The 15,857-nt window shown below is 73.6% G+C and carries 8 protein-coding genes; 7 read left to right on the top strand and 1 reads right to left on the bottom strand.

The genetic code is table 11. From position 1 onward, the window contains the following. Positions 1–22 precede the first annotated feature (22 nt). The 5 genes from OG972_RS41525 to OG972_RS41505 are packed head-to-tail and all read left to right on the top strand — an operon-like array spanning position 23 to position 9,330. Entirely contained in the window at positions 23–1,030 is a 1,008-nt protein-coding gene (locus tag OG972_RS41525; protein WP_266991375.1) for a zinc-binding dehydrogenase, read from the top strand. Between the two features lie 32 nt (positions 1,031–1,062). Further along, positions 1,063–2,328 carry a RuBisCO large subunit C-terminal-like domain-containing protein gene (locus OG972_RS41520; protein ID WP_266991373.1) on the top strand — a complete coding sequence of 422 codons (1,266 nt, stop codon included), beginning with the start codon at positions 1,063–1,065 and terminating at the stop codon, positions 2,326–2,328. Next, positions 2,325–3,713 (top strand): four-carbon acid sugar kinase family protein, encoded by a 1,389-nt coding sequence (locus tag OG972_RS41515; RefSeq protein WP_266991371.1) that lies wholly within the window; start codon positions 2,325–2,327, stop codon positions 3,711–3,713. The genes OG972_RS41520 and OG972_RS41515 overlap by 4 nt, the downstream gene beginning before the upstream one ends. Further along, positions 3,710–6,262 carry an alpha-L-rhamnosidase gene (locus OG972_RS41510; protein WP_266991370.1) on the top strand — a complete coding sequence of 851 codons (2,553 nt, stop codon included), beginning with the start codon at positions 3,710–3,712 and terminating at the stop codon, positions 6,260–6,262. The genes OG972_RS41515 and OG972_RS41510 overlap by 4 nt, the downstream gene beginning before the upstream one ends. A gap of 56 nt (positions 6,263–6,318) precedes the next feature. Then, positions 6,319–9,330, top strand: coding sequence for a glycoside hydrolase family 2 TIM barrel-domain containing protein (locus OG972_RS41505; RefSeq protein ID WP_323135979.1), 3,012 nt, complete (start codon positions 6,319–6,321; stop codon positions 9,328–9,330). Here OG972_RS41505 and OG972_RS41500 read toward each other — a convergent pair. Further along, complete coding sequence (locus OG972_RS41500; protein ID WP_266991369.1) at positions 9,273–11,489, bottom strand: beta-galactosidase; 2,217 nt, start codon at positions 11,487–11,489, stop codon at positions 9,273–9,275. The two genes, OG972_RS41505 and OG972_RS41500, sit on opposite strands and share 58 nt — an antisense overlap. A 50-nt stretch (positions 11,490–11,539) precedes the next feature. On the opposite strand from OG972_RS41500, the gene OG972_RS41495 reads away from it, so the two are divergent. Then, positions 11,540–13,066 (top strand): alpha-L-fucosidase, encoded by a 1,527-nt coding sequence (locus tag OG972_RS41495; RefSeq protein WP_266991367.1) that lies wholly within the window; start codon positions 11,540–11,542, stop codon positions 13,064–13,066. 11 nt (positions 13,067–13,077) lie between these two features. After that, positions 13,078–15,816: an alpha-L-rhamnosidase gene (locus OG972_RS41490; protein ID WP_266991366.1), complete on the top strand. Its 2,739-nt coding sequence runs from the start codon at positions 13,078–13,080 to the stop codon at positions 15,814–15,816. The last annotated feature ends 41 nt before the right edge of the window (positions 15,817–15,857 follow it).

Below are 15,857 nucleotides of genomic sequence, written 5' to 3'. Positions count from 1 at the left end.
TGAGGGAGTGAGCGGAGGGCTGATGCGCAGTGCCGTGCTGAAGCGGGCCGGCGGGATCGAGATCGAGGAGTCCGGGGTTCCGCCATTCGGCGAGGGGGAGGCCCTGGTCGAGATGCGGGCGGTGGGCCTGTGCGGCAGCGACACCGCGGCCTTCCGCGGCCGCCATCCGTTCCGGGAGCCACCGGTGGTTCTGGGCCACGAAGGAGCGGGCCGGGTGGCGGAAGCCGCTGACGGCACGGTTGCGCAGGGCACCAAGGTCGCCGTGCTGCCACTGGCGTCCTGCGGGCGGTGCGGACACTGCGAGAGAGGGCTGTCCCACCTGTGCGCGTACCGGCGGCTGCCCGGCGCGGGCCTTCCCGGGCTTCTCGCCCAGTACGTCGTGCTGCCGCGGCGCGCACTGGTGCCGCTGCCCGGTGCACTGTCGTACGCGCAGGGCGCGCTGATCGAGCCCGCCGCGGTGGCCTGGCACACCGTCGGGACGGCGGGCGTGCGGTTCGGGACCCGCCTCGCGGTGCTGGGCGCGGGCACCATCGGCCATCTGACCGCGGCGGTCGCCCGCCTGCACGGCGCCGAGGACGTCCTCGTCACCGACGTGCGCCCCCGGGCACTCGACCTGGCCGCCCGCGCCACCGGCTGCCGCACCCTGGACGCCCGCTACGGAGCGGTGGCGGGTGAAGGACGGGCCGGCGCCTTCGACGCCGTCGTCGTCGCCTCCGGGCACCCGGGCTGCATGGACGAGGCGCTCGCCCTCTGCCGCCCGCGCGGCACCGTCGTCGTGCTGCCGATGTTCGGCGAGACGGTGCGCGCCGGGCTGAACCCGCTGGTGCTCAAGGAGATCCGGGTCAAGGGCTCCTCCCTGTACACCCCCGGCGACTTCCGCGCCGCGGCCCGTGCCGTGGCCAGTGGCGCGCTCGACGTACGCCCCCTGATCACGGCCGAACCGGCGCCGCTGGCCGCGGCCCAGGACGCCTTCGAGGAGCTCGACCGGGGGAGCGACGTCATGAAAGTCCTGCTGGACCCGGCGCGCTGACCCCGAAGAGCCCGTACAGAAGAGAGGCAGGCATGGCGGACGAACAGGTCGTCGCGGTCTACGACGTCGAAAGCTGGCTGCCGCCCCGGGCGGCGGCCGCGGTACTGGCGAACGAGCAGTCCACCGGCACCTTCGTACGCGTCCCGGGCGAGAGCGACGCACTGCGCACCCGGTTCGGGGCGACCGTCCTCGAGGTGACCGCCCTCCCCGACTCCGGGAACCCCCCGCTGCCCGGGGCGACCAGACCCCCGGAGGCCGGCCCGCGCCCACACCGTGCCCGCGTCCGGATCGCCTTCCCGCTGCACAACTTCGGCCCATCCGTACCGAACCTGCTGGCGGCGGTCGCGGGCAACCTCTTCGAACTCCGCGAGATGGCCGCCGTGCGTCTGGTCGACCTCGACCTGCCCGCCGCGTTCGCCGGACGCTACCCCGGCCCGGCCTTCGGCACGGCGGGCACCCGGCGCCTCATGGGCGCCCCCGACGGCACCCTGATCGGCACGATCGTCAAGCCCGGGGTCGGCCTCCGGCTCGATGCGCTGCGCACCCTGGTGCGTGAACTGGCCATGGCCGGGATCGACTTCGTCAAGGACGACGAACTCAACGGGAACCCGCCGCACGCCCCCCTGCCCGAGCGGATCAAGGTCGTCAACGAGGAGCTCGACCGGGCCGCCGACCTCACCGGCCGCCGCACCATGTACGCCTTCAACATCACCGACGACATCGGACGCCTCGAAGCCAACCACGACCTGGTGCGCGAGGCCGGCGGCACCTGCGTGATGGTGTGCGTGCAGACCGTGGGCCTGGCGGGCGTCGCCCATCTGCGCGAACATGCGACGTTGCCGATCCACGGGCACCGCGCCATGAGCGGGGCGCTGCTGCGCAGCCCCCAGCTCGGCCTCGGCCCCCTGGTGTTCCAGAAACTCGCCCGGCTCTCCGGCGTCGACCAGCTCCACGTCGGCGGCATCGACAGCAAGTTCTACGAGACCGACGAGGATGTGGTCGCCTCCGTCCACGCGATGCGCACCCCGTTCCTCGGCGGCTACGAGGCCCTGCCCGTGCTTTCCTCCGGCCAGTGGCCCGGCCTCGCCCACCGCACCCTGGAACTCACCGGCACGCCCGACCTGCTGGTCCTGGCCGGCGGCGGCATCCACGCCCACCCGCAGGGCCCCGGCGCCGGCGTCGCGGCGATGCGCTCGGCGTGGCGGGCGGCGGCGGAGGGCGAACCACTGGCCGAGGCTGCCGCCCGGGACCGGACGCTGGCCCTCGCCCTCAAGCGGTTCGGCGGGATCCGCGGATGACGGCCGCACCCACCGGCCACGGCCCGGCCTCCGGCGTGACCCCGCCCCTGGCGGCGTTCTACGGCGACGACGTCACCGGGTCCACCGACGCTCTCGCCCAGTTCCACCGGGCAGGCCTGCGCGGTGTGCTGCTCTTCGACCCCGGCGCGGTGCGGAAGGCCGCCGCCGCGGGCGGGTTCGATGTGATCGGGGTGGCGGGCGCCGCCCGCGCGCTGCCCACCGCCGAGATGGCCGACATGATCCGGCCCGTCCTGGAGGAACTGCGCGCCACCGGGGCCGGATTCGTGCAGTACAAGATCTGCTCCACCGCCGACTCCTCACCCGGAACGGGGAGCCTGGGTCGTGCCGCTGAGACCGGCCACGAGGTGTTCGGCCGGGCGCCCGTGCCCGTCCTGGCCGCGCAGCCCGACTTCGGGCGGTACACCGCCTTCGGCCACCACTTCGCCCGGGACGACGACGGCCGGGTGCACCGTCTCGACCGCCAGCCCACCATGTCCCGTCACCCGGTCACCCCCATGGGCGAGTCCGACCTGCGCAAGCACCTCGGCCGGCAGACCGGACTCCCCGTCAGCGGCCTCGACCTGACGGTGTACGAACTGCCCCTCGCCGAGGCCCGGCTCGTCTACGAGGCGGCGGCCGCCGGCCGTCCCGGACTCGTAGTGCTGGACGCGCTGACGCCCGCGCACGCCCGGCACGCGGCCCGACTGGCGCTCCTGGGCGGCCCGTCCCCCGTCTTCGCACTCGGTTCGGGCGGCCTCAGCCTCGCGGTCGGTCAGGTCCTCGCCGGCACTGGGCGAACACACCCCTACGGCTCGCCGGAACCCGCCCGTGCGATCGTCGTCTCAGGCAGCCGCGCCCTCCGTACCGCCGCCCAGATCCGCCACGCCACGGACCACGGCTGGGCAGGCGTGCCGGTGCCGGTGGACCCGGACCACGGCTGCGACACCTCGCCCGCCGCCCTGGCCCGGCTCCGCGGGGCGGTGCTGCGCGCCCTCGGCGGCCGCGCACCCGGTGTCGTCGTGCACGCCGTGCCGGCCGGCCGCCGCGACGCTCCGGGCACCGACCCCGCGGACTGCCTCGGCGGCATCCTCGTCCACGCCGTACGGGCCGCCGTCGACGCCGGAGTTCGCCGCGTGGTGGTGGCGGGCGGTGACACGGCGGGACGGGTCGCCGCCCGCCTGGGCACCCGCACCGCCGAGATCGACACCCTGCTCGCCCCCGGCGCGGCCCTGTGCCGGCTGACGTTCGAAGACCCGCGCCTCGACGGCGTGTCGGCCGTCCTCAAGGGCGGCCAGGCCGGCCCGGTCGACCTCTTCGACCGGGTGGCCGGACGCATCCGCTCCACCGACCCGACCACCGACCCACCCAGGGAGCCCGGGACGTGACGACCGCACCGCACACTCTGCGTACGGCCCATCTCGCCGACCCGCTCGGCATCGACGAGCAGCACCCGGACCTGTCATGGCGGCCCGCCGGCCGGCAGCGGGCCTACCGGATCCAGGCCGCCACCGACCCCGGCCTGTTGGCCTCCGGCGCCTGCGACCTCTGGGACAGCGGACCGGTGGAGGATCCGCGCAGCACCTGCGTCCGCTACGACGGCAAACCGCCCGGCGCCCGCCGGCGCGTCTGGTGGCGGGTCCGGGTCCGGTACGACGACGGACTCTCGCCCTGGAGCTCCGCCGCGACGTGGGAGACCGGGCTGCCCACCGCGGCCGACTGGTCCGGCGCCCGGTGGATCACCGCCCCGGACACCGGCGGGCCCGCCCGGCTCCCGCTGCTCGCCGTGGACTTCCACCTGCCGTCCGCCCCGGTCACGGCCCGTCTCCACGCCACCGCCCTCGGCTCCTACGAGGCCTCCGTCAACGGCGTCCGCGCAGGCCACGCCCTCCTTGAACCCGGCTACACCGACTACGGAACCCGTCTGATCTACGCCATCTACGACATCACCGACGCACTGCGCCAGGGCAACAACACCGTGGGGCTGAGCCTCGGCAACGGCATCGCGCACGCACCGAGGGTCCCGGGGCGCTACGCCAAACTCCACATCGACCACGGCCGCCCCCGGGCCATCGCCGTGCTCCACGCCGTCCTCGCCGACGGCACCTCCACCACTCTGGTCACCGACGGGACCTGGCATGCCGCCGGGGGCCCCGTGACCCTGTCGGCCTGGTTCGGCGGCGAGGAGTACGACGCCCGCCTCGAACGGCACGGATGGGACCGCCCCGGACACGACCGCGCGCAATGGAGCGCCGCCGTCGAGGCCCCGCTGGAGGGCGTGACGCTGAACGCCCGCACCCACCCGCCCATCGAGGCGGTCGACACCGTCGCGCCGGTATCGGTCGCCGAACCGAGGCCCGGCATCCATGTCTTCGACCTCGGCGTCAACATCGCGGGCCGCCCGCGCCTCACGGTCACCGGACCCGCCGGGGCGTCCGTCGTGATCCGCCCCGCCGAACTGCTCGCCGACGACGGCACGGTGAACCAGCGCTTCACCGGCACCCCCTGCTACGACCGCTACACCCTGCGCGGGGACCCGGGAGGCGAGGTATGGGCCCCGGCGACGGTGTACCACGGATTCCGCTACCTCCAGGTGGAGGGACTGCCCGGCGACCCCGCGCCGGACACCGTACGCGGCGAGGTCATGCGGACCGCCAACGCGCGTGCCGGTGGCTTCAGCTGCTCGTCGGACCTGCTGAACGGCATCCACCGCATCATCGACCGGGCCGTCCAGGGCAACATGTTCAGTGTCCTCACCGACTGCCCGCACCGCGAGAAGCTCGGCTGGCTGGAGCAGGCCCACCTCGTCTTCCCCGTCGTGGCCGGCGGCTACGACGTCGCCGCGTACTACCGCAAGCTGGTGCGCGACATGGCCGACGCGCAGACCGCCGAAGGCCTCGTGCCGGGCATCGCCCCCGAGTACACCATGTTCGAGGACAAGTTCCGCGACGACGCCAACTGGGGCGGCGCCCTGGTCCTCGCCCCCTGGCACCTGTACCGCACCTACGGCGACACCACGACACTGCGCACCCACTACCCGGACATGCTGCGCTACCTCGGCCACCTGCACTCCCGCTCGGACGACGGCCTGCTGCTGCACCACGGACTGGCCGACTGGATCGCGTTCGACAACTCCACCCCCAGGGCAGTCACCGCGACCTACGCCCACCAGCGCATCGCTGCCGCGCTGGGCGACATCGCCGAGGCGATCGGCCGGCCCGACGACGCCGCCGCCCACCGCCGGCTCGCGGACCGCGTCGCCCGGGCCTTCCACACGGAGTTCTTCGACCCGGCCCGCCACACCTACGGCAGCGGCAGCCAGGCCTGCGACGCGCTCGCCCTGGAGATGGGCGCCGTCCCTGCCGAGGAGGTCCCGGCCGTGCTGGACCACCTGGTCGACTCGGTCCGGGCAGCGGACGGCCACGTCACTGTCGGCGAGATCGCCCTGCCCGCACTGCTGCGCGTCCTGTCCGCGCACGAACGCGACGACGTCGTCGCGGACCTGCTGAGCCGCACCGACAGCCCCAGTTACGGCTACCAGCTCGCCCACGGCGCGACCGCGCTGACCGAACGCTGGGACGGCCCCACCCGCGGCTCCTCCCAGAACCACTTCATGCTCGGCGCCGCCTCCGAATGGCTCACCGCCTCCCTGGCGGGACTGCGGCAGGCGGCGGACTCCGTCGCGTACGAGCGCATCGTTGTCCGGCCCGCCCCGGTGGGCGGCCTCACCCGGGCGAGCGCCTGGTACGAGACACCGCGGGGACGCACCGCCGTGGCCTGGCACCGACGACCGGACGCATTCCGGCTGACCGTCATGCTGCCGCCCGGCGCACCCTCCCGGGTGGAACTGCCACTGCCTGGCGGCGGCCGGGACGTACGGGAAGTGGAGCCCGGCAGCTGGGAGTTCACGGTCCCCGGCGACTGGACGGCGCGATGAGCGAGCGACCGCTACCAGAAGTGCGACAGCGGCCGCCGGCCGAAGGTGAGGGACCGATGACGGACACGGACCGCCCGGCGGCGACCGCACCGCACCACGGCGACCCGATGGACACCACCGCCTCCGCGGCCTACTGGGCCGATCTGACCCCGGGGAGCGGCCGTCTCGCGCCGCGCGCCCATTTCCCCCTCGGGGGCCGGCGGCTGGACCTCGGCGGCACCTGGTCCTTCCGCCTGTCGCCGGTCGCCGACGCGCCCCTCGACTTCCTCGCGCCCGGCGGCCCTGCCGAGGACGCCCCCTCCTGGTCACCGCTGACCGTCCCCGGCCACTGGGTCCTCCAGGGCCACGACGTGCCGCGCTACACGAACACCGCCTACCCGTTCCCCATCGACCCGCCGCACGTCCCCGACGCCAACCCGACCGGCGACCACCACCGCACCTTCGACCTGCCCGACGACTGGCCGGTCACTGGCGACGGCTCCACCGTGCTGCGCTTCGAGGGTGTCGACTCCTGCTTCAAGGTCTGGCTCAACGGTGTCGAACTCGGCACATCGAAGGGCAGCCGGCTGCCCGCGGAGTTCGACGCCGGACCCGCGCTGCGCCGCGGCCGCAACGACCTCGCGGTACGCGTCCACCGCTGGTCCTCCGGCAGCTACCTGGAGGACCAGGACATGTGGTGGCTGCCCGGCATCTTCCGCGACGTGACGCTGCTGGAGGTCCCGCCGGGATCGATCGGCGACTACTTCGTGCACGCCTCCTACGACCACGAACGGGGCAGCGGGACCCTGCGCATCGAGTCCGACGTCCCCGCTCTCGTGTCGCTGCCCGGCTTCGGCGTCCACGACCACCCCGCTGACCGGCCGATCCAATTGCCCGGCGTCGAACCGTGGAGTGCCGAGCTGCCCCGCCTGTACGCCGCCGACCTCGCCCCCCTCTCCGGCGCCGCACCCGTCCGCCTGCGCATCGGCTTCCGCACCGTGGCGATCCGCGACGGCCGCTTCACCGTCAACGGCGTCCCCGTGCTGCTGCGCGGCGTCAACCGGCACGAGCACGACCCCGACCGGGGCCGCGCCTTCGGCCGCGACACCATGCGCGAGGACCTGCTCCTGATGAAGCGGCACAACATCAACGCGGTGCGTACGGCGCACTACCCCCCGCACCCCGCCTTCCTCGACCTCTGCGACGAACTCGGCATGTGGGTCGTGGACGAGTGCGACCTGGAGACCCACGGCTTCATCCACGCGGACTGGGTGGGCAACCCCGCCGACGACCCCCGGTGGCGCCCGATGATCCTGGACCGGATGCGGCGCACCGTCGAGCGCGACAAGAACCACCCCAGCGTCGTCATCTGGTCCCTGGGCAACGAGAGCCACCACGGAACCAACCTGGGAGCCCTCGCCGACTGGACCCGGGAGCGCGACCCGTCGCGGCCGCTGCACTACGAGCGGGACCGCACCTACCGCCACTCCGACTTCTACAGCCTGATGTACGCCCCCGTGGACGAGGTGGACCGCATCGGCCGCCATGAGGAGGAGACCCCCCCCGAGACGGCCGACGCCCCCGAGGCGGAGGCCCGTCGACGACAACTGCCCTTTCTTCTCTGTGAGTTCGCGCACGCCATGGGCAACGGTCCCGGCTCGCTCACCGAGTACCAGCGCACCCTGGAATCCCACCCGCGCTGTGCCGGAGCCTTCGTCTGGGAGTGGATCGATCACGGTCTGCGCCGCACCGGCGAGGACGGCGGGACGTACTTCGCCTACGGCGGCGACTTCGGGGACAGCCCCCACGGCGGTACCTTCTGCATCGACGGGCTGCTCTTCCCCGACCGCACCCCCTCGCCCGGCCTCGCGGCGTACAAGAAGGCCGTCGAGCCGGTCGGGATCGGCCTCGACCCCGCGGCCGGCCGGATCGCACTGCGCAACCGGTACGACGCACGGGACCTGGCGCACCTGCTGTTCCGCTGGACCCTGGAGACGGACGGGACCCCGGTCGCAGACGGCGAGCTGAAGACGCCACCGGTGCCCGCGCGCCAGGACGCGGACATGCCCTTCCCGGAACTGCCCTGCCCGCCGGAACCGCCCGGCCGGGCTGCCGGGCCCGCGGGGGAGACCTGGCTGACGGTTCGGGCCGTGCTGGCGGCCGACGAACCGTGGGCGCCGGCCGGTCACGAGGTCGCCTGGGCCCAGGCCCGCGTCGGCGGGCCCGTCCCCCGCCCGGCGGCCACCGGACCCGGGCGGACCCCGGCGGCCGGCACCTTCGACGAGCGCACCGGGCTGCTGGCAGACCTGGCCGGCCTGGAACTGGAGGGCCCGTACCTCGACGTGTGGCGGGCGCCCACCGACAACGACCGCGGAATGGGCGCGAATTCCGTGCTGCGCCTCTGGCGCAAGGCCGGACTGGACCGCCTGGTACTGCGCACCGAGAGCGTCGAGCGGCGCCCGCACGAGTTGCTCGTGCGTTCCAGGTCGGCGCCGGACGGACTGCCGCACGGTCTGCGTGTCCGCCACACCTGGGCCCCGAACGGCGAGGCGCTGCGGCTGACCGTCGAGATCACCCCGGACGGCCCCTGGGCTGGCCTGACCTTGCCGCGCGTGGGCGTGCGCTTCACGCTGCCCGCTCGCCACGACCGGGTCCGCTGGTACGGAAAGGGCCCGGGAGAGGCGTACCCGGACAGTGCACAGGCCGCCCGCGTCGGACTGTTCGCCGCGGACGTCGCCGCCCTCCAGACCCCCTATGTCGTCCCGCAGGAGAACGGACGGCGGGCGGACGTCCGCTGGGCCGAACTGGCCGACCCCGCCACCGGCCGGGGGCTCCGCGTGGAGGCGGCCGGCGGGGTGGGAGTGTTCGGCCTCACCGTCCGCCCCTGGTCCGTCGAGCAGCTCGAAGCGGCCGCTCATCCGCACGATCTGGTGCCGGGCGAGCATCTCCACCTCCATCTGGACGTCGCCCAGCACGGACTCGGCAGCGCCTCCTGCGGGCCGGCGCCCCTGGACCGTCACCAACTGCGGCCTCAGCCCTGGCGGATGGAGTTCCTGCTGCGTCCGCTCGCGCCCGGCGGTCCGGCGTGACCCGCGTCGCGGCCGCCGTCCGCGCGGAGCACCCGGACGTCCCACGCGCCCAGCCGCAGCTCCTCACGCGGGGCGAGGCGCTCCTCGCCGAGCACGTCCCGCACCGCCTCGGGTACCGCGACCCGCACCGGCTCCCACGCCCAGTTGTGGACGAACCACAGGCGCTCGCCGAGCACGTTGCGGGCCGAGGTCACGTGCACCGTCGCGGGCAGCGGGCCCCAGCACGCCGCCGCGGTCGTGCAGCCCGCCACATGCCGGGCCAGCGCCTCGGCGAAGGCGCTGTCCGGCAGCGTCCCGACATAGGTCACCCGGCCCCGCCCGTGGTCCCGGACGGTCGCGGCCGGCCACCGTCCGAAGTGCGGGTGGACGTAGTGCGCGAGCGGCAGGGCGCCGTCCGCCTCCAGGCCGTCGGCCCACTCCAGGGCCCGCGCGCCGGATGCGAGCGGCAGCCCAGACCCCTCGGCCGCCGTGACGGTCAGCGGGCCGGTCAGATTCGCGTACTCCACGCAGCGCACCCCGGCTGCCGCCCGCAGCACCGCACCGGGGGCAGTCTCGGCGCGGGCTCGCGCCTCCTCGTCGGCGTAACCGGTCCGGAACGTCAGCACCAGATGGCCGCCGGAGCGCGCGTACCTGTCGAGAAGATCCGGCAGTTCGCTATCGCACAGGTACAGAGCGGGCACCACCAGGATGCCCGGGAGCGTGCCGGGGGAGCGGCGCAGGGAGGCGGCGAGCTGTCGGGGCGACATGATCCGGGCCTGCGCGCCCGCGTCGAAGAACCCCTTGAAGAACGCGCCGAATATGCGCTCGTACGACTGGGGATCGGGGGTGAAGGTCCCCGGGAGCGACAGCGGCGGCTGGCACCGCATCGCCCAGTCGCTCTCCACGGACCGGACGAAGACCGCGTCCGCGTCCGGGACCAGCCCGGTCAGGGAATCCCCGGCCGCCTCGAACTCCGAGGCCACCCGGGCGACTTCGCGCTGAATACGGCCGGGTTCGAGGTCGTGCCCGAGGATGCCGCCCCAGTAGGTCTCCGCCCCGTACGGCAGCGTGTGCCAGTGCCAGTACTGCATCAGGCGCGCGCCCCGCGCGGCCAGCGTCCAGGCGGCCTGCCGCAACTGCCCTTCGTAGCCGGGATGGCTGGCGTGCGACGCGTTGATGGAGGAGGCGTTCGTCTCGGTGACCAGGAAGGGCTCCTGGCGGGCGCCCCACAGCCGGTCCGCCGACAGGTGGATCTGCCACACTCCCTGGCCGAACCAGCCGCCCTCGTACCGTCGGTCCTCGTCGGGCAGCGCCACTTCGTCCTGCGCCACGTAGTAGACATTGCCGGCCGTCACATCCAGTGCCTCCGTGACCGCCTCCTCGTCCACCGCCGGGCGGGTCACCGCCAGGCAGGTCGTGACGTACTGCCCGGGCCGGGCGTACTCGCGCACGATGTCCGCCTGCCAGGCGATGAACTCGGACGTCAGATCCGCCTGATAGCGGCGCCAGGCCAGGTCGTAGGACGGGGTGGTGTTGCCGCCGGGCCTCCACAGCTCGGTCCAGGAGGACAGCCGGTGCGACCAGTAGGTCAGCCCCCACGCCGAGTTGAGCCTCTCGACGCTCCCGTACCGCGCGCGCAGCCGGGACACGAACTCCTCGAACACCCCGTCGTTGTGCAGCAGGAGCAGACCCGGCTCGTTGTCCACCTGGAACCCGGCCACCGCGGGGTGGTCCGCGTGCGCCGCGACGACACGGCGCACCACCCGCTCCGCGTACCTGCGGAACACCGGGTGGGTGAAGTCGACTTCCTGCCGGGCGCCCCACGGCACCCGGCCGCCGTCCGCCCGGACCGCCGCGATCTCCGGGTGGGCGCGCTGCAGCCACGGCGGCACCGCGTAGGTCGGGGTGCCGAGCAGTACGCGGATGCCGCGGGCGTGCGCCCCGTCCAGGACCGGCACCACCCAGTCCACGTCGAAGACCCCGTCCTCGGGCTCCCAGGTGGACCACACCGACTCGCCGACCCGGATCAGCGAGAGCCCCGTCGAGGCCATCAGATCGAGGTCCGTCTCCAGGCGGTCGGTGGGCTGGTACTCGTGGTAATAAGCGGCCCCCACCCGGACCCGGTCGGTGTCTGCGGCTGCTCGCTCGCGTCGTTCCAGTCGTTCGAGGAAGTCAGACATGGCCAGAAGGTGGCATGCCACCTGAATGCCGTCAAGGGAAAGGGAGTTGGATGACCGCCGACCATGACCTGAGGAACACGTACCGACCCGACTGGGAATCGCTGCGCGGCCACCGGGTGCCGGACTGGTTCCGTGACGCGAAGCTCGGTATCTGGGCGCACTGGGGCCCGCAGTCCGCGGCCCGCAGGGGGGACTGGTACGCCCGCCACCTCTACGGCCCCTACGAAGGCACCGAAGGATTCGAACGGGAGCGGACAGCACGTCAGACGGCCCACCACCGCGAACACTTCGGCCACCCCTCCGTCTTCGGCCACAAGGATCTGTGCCACTCCTGGAAGGCCGAACGGTTCGACCCGGAGAAGCTGATGGACCGCTTCCGCAGGACCGGCGCCCGCTACTTCGTCTCCCTTGCGACGCACTGCGACAACTTCGACCTGTGGGACTCCTCCCACCAGCCGTGGAACTCCGTCAACGTCGGGCCGCGCACCGACATCGTCGCCCGCTGGGCCGATGCCGCCCACGCCGCCGGACTGCGCTTCGGCGTCAGCATGCACGCCGGCTCCTGGACGTGGCGCTGGCTCGATTCGGCGTTCGGCCGGGACGCCGACGGTCCCCACGCGGGCGTCCCGTACGACGGACACCTCACCGCGGCGGACGGGACCGGCACCTGGTGGGAAGGGCTCGACCCGCGGGCCCTGTACGGCCGCCCCCGGTGCCCCGGCGACAAGCCGGACGCGGCCTTCGTCGACGACTTCTATGCGCGGCTGCGCGACGTCGCCCTCCGCCACGACGCCGACCTCGTCTACCTGGACGACTCCAGGATGCCCTTCGACGAGGGGAGTGTGTGCCAGGCGGCCCCGCCCAGCCGCCGCGGTCTGGAGTTCCTCGCCGACTACTACGCCCGCAGGCCGGAGGGGATCGTCTCCATCAAGACCATTCCCGACGAGGACCGCGGTGCCGTACTCCTCGACGTCGAACGCGGGCAGCTCGGTGGTCTCGACCCGCACCCCTGGCAGTACGACACCAGCATCGGCGACTGGTTCTACGCCGACGGCGAGCGCTACAAGACCGCCCCCGAGATCGTTCACCTGCTGGTCGACACCGTATCCAAGAACGGCTGCCTGCTCCTCAACGTCCCCCAGCTCCCGGACGGCACCATCGACGAGGCGACCGGCGCCGTCCTCGACTCGCTCGGTGCCTGGACCGACAGGTGCGGCGAAGCCGTCTTCGGCAGCCGCCCCTGGAAGGTCTACGGAGAAGGCCCCACCAACGTCACCGGCGACCGCGCGCGAGAGAAGGCGCTCGTCTACACCCCGCACGACCTCCGCTTCACCGTCGGCGCCGACCGCCGCACCCTCTACGTCTTCCTGATGGTCTGGCCCGACGACCGCACCGTCCGCATCGAGAGCCTCGCCCCTTCCCGGGGCCTGGTCAGTACCCCGCCCCGCCGCATCACCCTGCTCGGCACCGACACCCCGGTCCGCTGGACCGAGGGCCCGGACAGCCTCGATGTCCACCTGCCCGCCGGACGGCCCCCCACCCCGTACGCGCAGGTCCTGCGCGTCGAACTGGACTGAGAGGACCCGCCGTGCAGTACCCGACGACGGTGACGGCCCCCACCTTCGAACACCACCGCCACGCACTCGGCATCGGCGAACCTGCCCCGCGCCTGAGCTGGCGGACCCTGACCGACGAACCCGACTGGACGCAGCGCGCCTACCGCGTACGGATCGCAGGAGCCGACGGCGCGATACTCGCCGACACCGGGCGCACCCCCGGCGCCGAGTCCGTGCTGGTCCCCTGGCCCGGCCCCCCGCTCGCCTCGCGCAACCGCGCCACCGTACGGGTACGGGTGTGGGGCGGCGCCGACGACACTCCCAGCCCCTGGTCCGAGCCCGCCGACGTCGAGACCGGGCTGCTGGACCCCGCCGACTGGAGCGCCTCGTTCGTCACCCCCGATACCGGCGACGACGAGGGCGCACTGCCGGCGGCCCTGCTCCGCCGGGACTTCCGCATCGACGCAGACATCGCCTCCGCCCGCCTCTACACCACCGGCCTGGGCGTCTACGAGACCGAGATCAACGGAGTCCGCGTCGGTGACGAGGTGCTCGAACCCGGCTGGTCCTCCTACCACCACCGGTTGCGCCACCGCACCCACGACGTCACCGCCCTGCTGCGGCCCGGCCCCAACACGATCGGCGCCCTCCTCGGCGAGGGCTGGTACACGGGACGCCTCGGCTGGGACGGCGGCAGCCGCCACCACTACGGGCGGCGGCGCGCCCTCCTCGCCCAGCTGGAGTTGCACCACACCGACGGCACCGTCCGGACCGTCGCCACCGATTCCGCTTGGCACGGGGCCACCGGCCCCCTGCTGCGCTCCGAGCTGTACGACGGCGAGCATTACGACGCCCGCCTGGAGCGGGACGGCTGGTCCCGGCCGGGCCACGACACCCGTGGCTGGTCCCGGGTGCGCGAACTCCCGCCGCCCACCGCCCGGATCACCGCACCCACCGGCCCACCGGTCCGCCGTACTCGCACGGTCCCCGTTCGCGAGGTACTCACCACGCCCTCCGGTCGCACCGTGGCCGACTTCGGTCAGAACCTCGTGGGACGGCTCCGGATACGCGTCACAGGTACCGCCGGACACACCGTCACCCTGCGCCACGCCGAAGTCCTTGAGCACGGCGAACTCGCCGTGCGCCCACTGCGCCGGGCCGCTGCCACCGATACCTACGTGCTGCGCGGCACGGGGGAGCACGAGACCTGGGAGCCCCGCTTCACCTTCCACGGGTTCCGGTACGCGGAGTTCGACGGCTGGCCCGGCCCCTTCGACGAGGCCGCGGTCGAGGCCGTCGTCCTCCACACCGACCTGGAGCGCACCGGATGGTTCGACAGTTCGGACGCGACGGTGAACCGGCTCCACGAGAACGTCGTCCACTCGCTGCTCGGCAACTTCGTCGACCTCCCCACCGACTGCCCGCAGCGCGACGAACGGATGGGCTGGACCGGCGACATCGCCGTGTTCGCACCCACCGCCGCCTTTCTGTACGGCTGCACCGGCATGCTGTCCGGCTGGCTGCGCGACCTCGCCGCCGAACAACTGGCCCGCCCCGACAGTTCGGTGCCCCTGGTGGTCCCCGACATACTCGACCCGCCGATGGGCGGACAGCCGCACGCACTGTGGGGCGACGCCGCCGTCCTGGTCCCGTGGGCGCTGTACCGGGAGACCGGTGACTTAGAACTGCTGCGTACCCAGTACCCCTCCATGACCGCGTGGATCGCGTGCGCGTCCGGCCACGGGCCCGAGGGCGGCGGGCTGTGGCGGGACCCGGACCAGCTCGGCGACTGGCTCGACCCGGGGGCGCCGCCCGATGACCCCGCCGCCGCCCGCACCGATGCCGGGCTCGTCGCCCTGGCCCACCTCGTCCACTCCACCGACCTGCTGGCCGACATCGGGGAACTGCTCGACGAGAAGGACGACGCCGCCCGCCATCGCGCCCTCGCCGCCCGCCTTCGCGGCGCGTTCGCCGACGAGTTCGTCACCCCGGCCGGACGTCTCTCGTCCGACTCCCAGACCGCCTACGCGCTGGCGCTGTGCTTCGGTCTGTTCCCCGAGGAGGCACAGCGGCGGCACGCCGGGGAACGTCTCGCGCAGCTCGTGCGCCGGGCCGGGTTCCGTATCGCCACCGGCTTCGCCGGAACCCCGCTGATCTGCGAGGCGCTCTGCCTGGCCGGCCACGCCCCGCTCGCCCACCGCATGATCGCCGAACGGCACTGCCCGTCCTGGCTCTACCCCGTCACCATGGGGGCGACCACGATCTGGGAGCGCTGGGACTCGATGCTGCCCGACGGCAGCGTCAACCCGGGGCAGATGACGTCCTTCAACCACTACGCGCTCGGCTCGGTGGCCGACTGGCTCCACCGCACCGTGGCAGGTCTCGCCGCCGCCGCACCCGGCTGGCGCCGCATCCGGGTGGCACCCACACCCGGGGGCACGCTGACCCGTGCGCGGGCTGCCCACCTCACGCCCTACGGAAGGGCCGAGGCCGGCTGGCGCATCGAGGGGACGACCCTGGTCGTGGAGGTCCTGGTACCGCCCGGGGCGCGGGCCGACATCCATCTCCCGGGCGGCGGAGCGCCACTGACCCGGGGTGCGGGACGCCATGTGTTCGAAGTCCCGCACGTCGCCGACGGCCGGACGGTGACGGTGACGGGCCACCCGTTCGTCGCGGGCAGCGACGAGGACTGCGGCTGCGGTTCGCTGGGTCCGGGGTCGGCGACACCGCCCTGTGATCCCCGCGCCGGGGTCGGCGACACCCTTCTGTGATCCCCGCGCCGGGGCCGTCGACCAGCGGTTGTGGAGGAGTG

The organism is Streptomyces sp. NBC_01669, assembly GCF_026339735.1.
GTDB lineage: Bacteria > Actinomycetota > Actinomycetes > Streptomycetales > Streptomycetaceae > Streptomyces > Streptomyces yanii.
This window is presented reverse-complemented; position numbering and strand designations above follow the sequence as displayed.